A 6,201-nucleotide genomic window follows, 5' to 3' on the forward strand; every position below is an offset into this window, starting at 1 on the left:
GTCCCACCCCCTCACGGTGGGCTCGCTGCGCCGTGGTGGCGGTGGTGGCGGTAATCGCTGACGACGTTCCCCTCTTTTCTCCCTAGATGTTGAGCCGGAGATTGTTCGATGCCTGACTTCCTTGGACATGCCGAGAACCCGCTCCGTGAGGAGGAGTGGGCGCGCCTGAATGAAACCGTCATCCAGGTGGCGCGCCGCTCCCTGGTGGGCCGCCGCATCCTCGACATCTACGGTCCGCTGGGCGCGGGCGTGCAGACGGTGCCCTACGACGAGTTCCAGGGCGTGTCCCCGGGCGCTGTGGACATCGTCGGCGAGCAGGAGACCGCGATGGTCTTCACGGACGCTCGCAAGTTCAAGACCATCCCCATCATCTACAAGGACTTCCTGCTGCACTGGCGGGACATCGAGGCGGCGCGCACGCACAACATGCCGCTGGATGTCTCGGCCGCCGCCGGCGCCGCGGCGCTGTGCGCGCAGCAGGAGGACGAGCTCATCTTCTACGGCGACGCGCGCCTGGGCTACGAGGGCCTGATGACGGCCAATGGCCGGCTCACCGTGCCGCTCGGTGACTGGACGGCGGCGGGTGGCGGGTTCCAGGCCATCGTCGAGGCCACGCGCACGCTCAACGAGCACGGCCACTTCGGCCCCTACGCCGTGGTGCTGTCGCCCAAGCTCTACTCGCAGCTGCACCGCATCTACGAGAAGACGGGCGTGCTGGAGATCGAGACCATCAAGCAGCTGGCCGCCGACGGCGTCTATCAGTCCAACCGCCTGCGCGGCGACTCGGGCGTGGTGGTGTCCACCGGCCGCGAGAACATGGACCTGGCGGTCTCCATGGACATGGTGGCCGCGTACCTGGGCGCGTCGAGGATGAACCACCCGTTCCGCGTGCTGGAGGCGCTGCTGTTGCGCATCAAGCACCCGGACGCCATCTGCACCCTCGAGGGCGCTCCCGCGGCCGCCGCCCGTCGGTAGTCCAGCCCACCCCGCCCTGCCCCCCATGGCCAAGGTCCTGGTGATCGACGACGAGGTGAACCTGCGCAAGGTGCTCGCCGCCATGCTGCGCAGGGACGGCTTCGACGTCACGGTCGCGGAGAACGGTGAGCAGGGCCTGGCCGAGTTCAACAAGAACGGCGCGGACATCATCGTCACGGACCTGGTGATGCCCAAGGTGGGCGGCATGGAGGTGCTCAGCACCATCCGCGCCGCCAACCCGGACGTCCCGGTCATCATCATCACCGCGCACGGCACGGTGGACTCCGCCGTGGACGCCATCAAGGCGGGCGCGTTCGACTACATCACCAAGCCCTTCGACCAGGTGGAGCTGTCCTCCGTCGTCGCGAAGGCCGCCAAGACCAACGAGAGCGCCCGTCGCTCCGTCCGCCCGGACCTCAAGGCGCGCGCCGCCATCATCGGCGAGGCGCCACAGATGCAAGAAGTCTACAAGGTCATCGACAAGGTGGCGGACACGCCGTCGACGGTGCTGATCACCGGCGAGAGCGGCACCGGCAAGGAGCTCATCGCCACCGCGCTGCACGGCGCGTCCAGCCGCCGCGACAAGCCGTTCATCAAGATCAACTGCGCGGCCATCCCCGCCACGCTGCTGGAGAGCGAGCTGTTCGGCTACGAGCGGGGCGCCTTCACCGGCGCCGTCACCTCCAAGCCGGGCCGCTTCGAGCTGGCCGACGAAGGCACGCTCTTCCTCGACGAGATTGGCGAGATCCCCGTCGAGATGCAGGTGAAGCTCTTGCGCGCGCTGCAGGAGGGCGAGTTCGAGCGCGTGGGTGGCATCAAGACCACGCGCGTGGACGTGCGCCTGGTCGCCGCCACCAACCGCGATTTGCAGGCGGAGATCGAAGCGGGCCGCTTCCGCAAGGACCTGTACTACCGCCTCGCGGTGGTGCCGCTGTCCCTGCCGCCCTTGCGCGAGCGCCGCAGCGACGTGCTGATGCTCGCGCGGCACTTCGTGGAGAAGTACAACAAGCGCCTCAACAAGAAGATCGAGGGCATCACCGACGACGCCCTGTCGCTGCTCCAGGCGTACTCGTGGCCGGGCAACATCCGCGAGCTGGAGAACCTCATCGAGCGCGTGCTGCTGTTCGCGGACGGGCCGTTGATCACCGCCAAGGACCTGCCCGAGCCCATCCGTCAGGGAGCGGGCGTCCAGGCGAGCCCCGCCTCGGCGCCCTCCGTGCCCGCCCTGGAGGTTCCAGCGGGAGAGGTGGGCCTGAAGGACATCGTCCGGATGAAGGCCGCGGAGTTGGAGCGGGACCTCATCGTCAAGAAGCTCGACGAGACGGGCGGCAACGTCACCCGCGCCGCGCGTCTCCTCCAGATCAGCCGGAAGTCCCTGCAGACGAAGATGAAGGAATTCGGCCTGCGAGACACCACGCCTGACGAGCAAGAGGACGGCCCCGAGGATTGACCCTCGGTTGGCGGAATTCCTCGTCGCGGGCGCTGGTTTCGCGCCCGCTCACTCTTTCCGATTCATGGAGCCAGCATGCGGCCGAACCTTCCCACCCTCGGTGCACCTCCGAAGCGGAGCCCCATCGGGCCCGTGGTCGCCGTGTCACTCATCCTCGGCGGCGCTGCCGGGGGCGTGTGGTGGTGGAAGCAGCGCATGGCCACCGCCACGCAGGAGGCCGCCGTCACCCAGGCCACCGCCGATGCCGCCGCCACGCCCGACGCGGGCGCCCTGGCCGCAGCGCCCACCGCCCCCGCCGCGCCCACCGACCCGGTGAAGGCCGCGGGCATGGAGCGCGCCTCCATGCGCATCGACGGGCCGCTGGAGACGGCGTTCGTCAACTCCGCGGGCGCGGACGTGGGCCCGGCGCTGGCGCAGGTGGTGACGCGCACGCTGGTGTGGTGGGTGGCCGTCCCCAACGAAATCCTCCGCGGTGACACCCTGGACGTGCTCTTCCAGCGCCGCCCCAACGAGGAGCCGCTGGTGCACGCGGTGCGCTTCACCAGCGCGAAGCTGGGCAAGACGATGAGCGCCTACCGCTTCCAGGGCTCCGCGGAGAACACGGCGCGCTACTACCTGCCCTCCGGCGACGAGTTGGAGCTGCGGCTGGAGAGGTCCCCGCTGGACGACTACGAGCAGGTGACGTCGCTCCTGCGCGATGGCCGCCGCCACAAGGGCGTGGACTTCCGCACCCCGGTGGGCACGCCCGTCAAGGCGCCCTTCTCTGGCGTGGTGAAGCGCAAGAACTGGAACTGGAGCAGCAACGGCAACTGCCTGGAGCTGATCGAGACGGGCGGCAAGGGCCGCCGCGCGCTCTTCCTGCACCTGGACGAGGTGTCCAAGGACATCCAGGCCGGCACGCGCTTCAACGTGGGCCAGGTCATCGCCCGGAGCGGCAACACGGGCCGCTCCTTCGCGCCCCACCTGCACTACCAGCTCATGCAGGGCGAGGAGAAGGTCCTGGACCCCTTCGACCAGCACAAGACCTACCGCCGCACCCTGGCCGCCAACCACAAGGCGGCCTTCGACGACGAGGTCCGCCGCCTGGAAGGGCTGCTCGGGACGTCCGTCGCGGGGAAGTAAAAGCAACCCGATTCTTGACACTCCTCCGACGGCGCGGCTAGCTGGAAGCCCCCCGGGCTTGCCGGAAGGCCCGGTCGTTTCGCCGTCGGAGGTCGGATGCACAGGCTTCGCGCCGTACTCGCCGCGCTGACGCTAGGCGCGCCGTTCGCCGCCAGCGCGGCGGATATCACCCGGATCGCCTCGTCCTTCGAGGACGATGACCCGTTCGATCTGTTCATCGACGTCGGGTTCGAACGCACCCAGACTCGCGCGAAGATCATCCGCGAGCAGCTCGCGCCGGTGGGGAGTGAGCCCGGGCGCGGTGATGCCTCGGAGCTCTGGTACAAGGGCGTGGACGCCCGCCTCAACCTGAGGATGGCCGTCGGCCTCTACCGCGACCTGGAGCTGTCCTTCACGCTCCCGCTGGTGTTCCAGCAGAACGAGCGCTGGGACTTCACCTCCCAGTCGTCGCAAGGGACGTCCACCATCACGGGCAATTGCATCAACCCCGATGGCACGTTAGTCAACAACGATCCAGGGTGCCTCGACGACCCGCATGCCAACGGCGTGCCCCTGTTCGGGGTACCCCAGGAGAGCTTCCGCGGCGGTCTGGGCAACCTGCACTTCGGCCTGGCCTACGCGTTCTTCAACCAGGACAAGGACGTCACCAAGCCCACGTGGATCGTCGGCATCGACTACGAGGCCCCCACGGCGAAGCAGCGGGACCCGAGCGTCGACACGACGAACTCGGACGATCGCGGCAACATCGGTGACCGCGTCCACAAGTACCAGCTCTACACGTCGTTCTCGCGGCGCATCGGCGTGGCCGAGCCGTACTTCAAGGCCAGCTACACCATCCCCGTGCGCGGTCCGGTCTTCTATTCGAACTGCGACCAGCGCGACGCGGAGCCTCCCACCCTGGGCGCTCCTGGCAACTGCGGCACCGGGCCGTGGGACCGCAAGGAGACGGGCATCAAGGCGCCCAAGATGATGGGCATCCTCGCCGGCGTGGAGCTGGTGCCGTTCGACCGGCCGCAGAAGCACCAGAAGTTCACCCTGGACCTGCGCGCCATCGGCAACTACGTGGGCGCGGGCCGCTACCACAACGAGCTGAGCGCGGCGCTGCGCAAGCTGCTCACCTCGGAGGAGTACTTCCAGGTCGGTGGCATGCTCGGCGTCACCGCGAGCGCCTCGGAGACCTTCAAGATTCGCGCGGGCGGCACGTTCCTCTACAACACGGACCACACGCTCACGAACGAGGAGCTTGGCAAGGACCTGGACGGCAACGGCGAGATCGACGCGAGCCTCGGCTCGTCCGAGCTCAACCCCACGTTCGACTGGCGCTATGACCTGGTGTCTCGCCGGTTCCGCGCCATCGGCAGCACGACGTTCCGCTTCGACCTGAGCGCGTCCTTCAACTTCTAGCGCCAGGGAGGTCCCCGGGAGACGCGGGCCTCGAGCACGCGCCTCCCGGTTCCGGACCGCCTACTTCTTCAGCGACAACCCGAGTCGGTACACGTCCTGTCCCGACCACCCCGCCCGGCGGGCCAGCTCCGTGCTCAGGGGCTTGAGCTTGTCGCCTCGCGCGAGCCCGTCCTCGAGCGCCCGGCGCAGCTCCTCCTCGGACCAGCGCCGCTCCCCGGTGCGCCCCTCCACCAGCACCACCACTTCACCCCGGGCCTCCTCCGTCGCGTAGCGAGCGGACAGCGCGGACAGCGGCGCGCGGACGAACTCCTCGTGCAGCTTCGTCAGCTCGCGCGCCACGCATGCGCGGCGGTCTCCCCACGCCTCCTGGAGGTCCTGGAGCGTCTCGCCCAGGCGGCGGGGAGACTCGTAGAGCACCAGCGTGGCGGACAGCGAGGCCACCTCCTCCAGCATGGCCCGCCGCTCCGGCCCCTTGCGCGGCAGGAAGCCCAGGAAGTGGAAGCGGCCCGTGGGCAGCCCCGAGGCGCTCAGCGCCGCGACGAGCGCCGTGGCGCCCGGCACGGGCACCACCGTCAGCCCCCGCTCCAGCGCCTCCGCCACCAGCCGCTCACCGGGGTCGCTGATGGCCGGGCTGCCCGCGTCGGTGACGAGCGCGCAGTCCTCGCCCTCCCCGAGCCGGTCCAGGATGCGCCCGGCGCGCTGCCCCTCCGCGAACGCGGGCAGGCTCACCAGGTCCTTGCCGCCGATGCCGAAGTGGTCGAGCAGCACGCGCGAATGCCGCGTGTCCTCACAGGCGATGAAGCGCACGGCGCGGAGCGTCTCCAGCGCGCGAGCAGAGATGTCACCCAGGTTCCCGATGGGCGTGGCCACCAGGTACAGCGTTCCAGCCATGCCTTCCCTCACATGCCCGCATCGAAGGCGCCGGGGATGTGCTCCACGGTGGCCCGCTCGCCGCGCCCGACGACGGCTATCACATCGAAGCGCATCATCCGCCCCTGGAGCTCATGCGCGAAGAGATAGTGCAGCGCCGCCTTCACCACCCGACGCTGCTTCGCGAACGACACGGTGTGCGCCGGGTCTCCCCACACGGCCGTGGAGCGCATCCGCACCTCCACGAAGCACACGAGCTCCTCGCGCTCGGCCACCACATCCAGCTCGCCATACCGACAGAGCCAGTTGCGGGCTCGCACGCGCCAGCCCCGCTCCTCCAGGTACCGCACCGCCGCCGCCTCCGCCTCATCCCCATACTC

The 6,201-nt window shown here is 69.3% G+C and carries 6 protein-coding genes; 4 read left to right on the forward strand and 2 right to left on the reverse strand.

What is annotated here, in order from left to right:
- Positions 1 to 108 precede the first annotated feature (108 nt).
- From encA to FL311_RS40135, 4 genes are all read left to right on the forward strand, one after another.
- The gene (gene encA / locus FL311_RS40120) at positions 109 to 975 is read left to right on the forward strand and encodes an encapsulin nanocompartment shell protein EncA (protein ID WP_141332916.1); all 867 of its coding nucleotides are present in this window, start codon (positions 109 to 111) and stop codon (positions 973 to 975) included.
- 25 nt (positions 976 to 1,000) lie between these two features.
- On the forward strand, positions 1,001 to 2,425 hold the full coding sequence (locus FL311_RS40125) for a sigma-54 dependent transcriptional regulator (protein ID WP_141332917.1): 1,425 nt from the start codon (positions 1,001 to 1,003) through the stop codon (positions 2,423 to 2,425).
- A gap of 75 nt (positions 2,426 to 2,500) precedes the next feature.
- The gene (locus FL311_RS40130) at positions 2,501 to 3,547 is read left to right on the forward strand and encodes a M23 family metallopeptidase (protein ID WP_141332918.1); all 1,047 of its coding nucleotides are present in this window, start codon (positions 2,501 to 2,503) and stop codon (positions 3,545 to 3,547) included.
- A 96-nt stretch (positions 3,548 to 3,643) separates the two neighbouring features.
- Complete coding sequence (locus FL311_RS40135; protein ID WP_141332919.1) at positions 3,644 to 4,951, forward strand: hypothetical protein; 1,308 nt, start codon at positions 3,644 to 3,646, stop codon at positions 4,949 to 4,951.
- 60 nt (positions 4,952 to 5,011) lie between these two features.
- Here FL311_RS40135 and rsmI read toward each other — a convergent pair whose 3' ends face one another.
- Together rsmI and FL311_RS40145 are read right to left on the reverse strand one after the other, a co-directional pair.
- Positions 5,012 to 5,842, reverse strand: a complete 831-nt coding sequence (gene rsmI, locus FL311_RS40140) for a 16S rRNA (cytidine(1402)-2'-O)-methyltransferase (protein WP_141332920.1) — start codon at positions 5,840 to 5,842, stop codon at positions 5,012 to 5,014.
- Between the two features lie 8 nt (positions 5,843 to 5,850).
- On the reverse strand, positions 5,851 to 6,201 hold a 351-nt coding region (locus tag FL311_RS40145; protein WP_141332921.1), incomplete at its 5' end, for a YraN family protein.

The sequence above is a fragment of the Myxococcus sp. AB025B genome (assembly GCF_006518215.1).
GTDB classification, from domain to species: domain Bacteria; phylum Myxococcota; class Myxococcia; order Myxococcales; family Myxococcaceae; genus Myxococcus; species Myxococcus fulvus.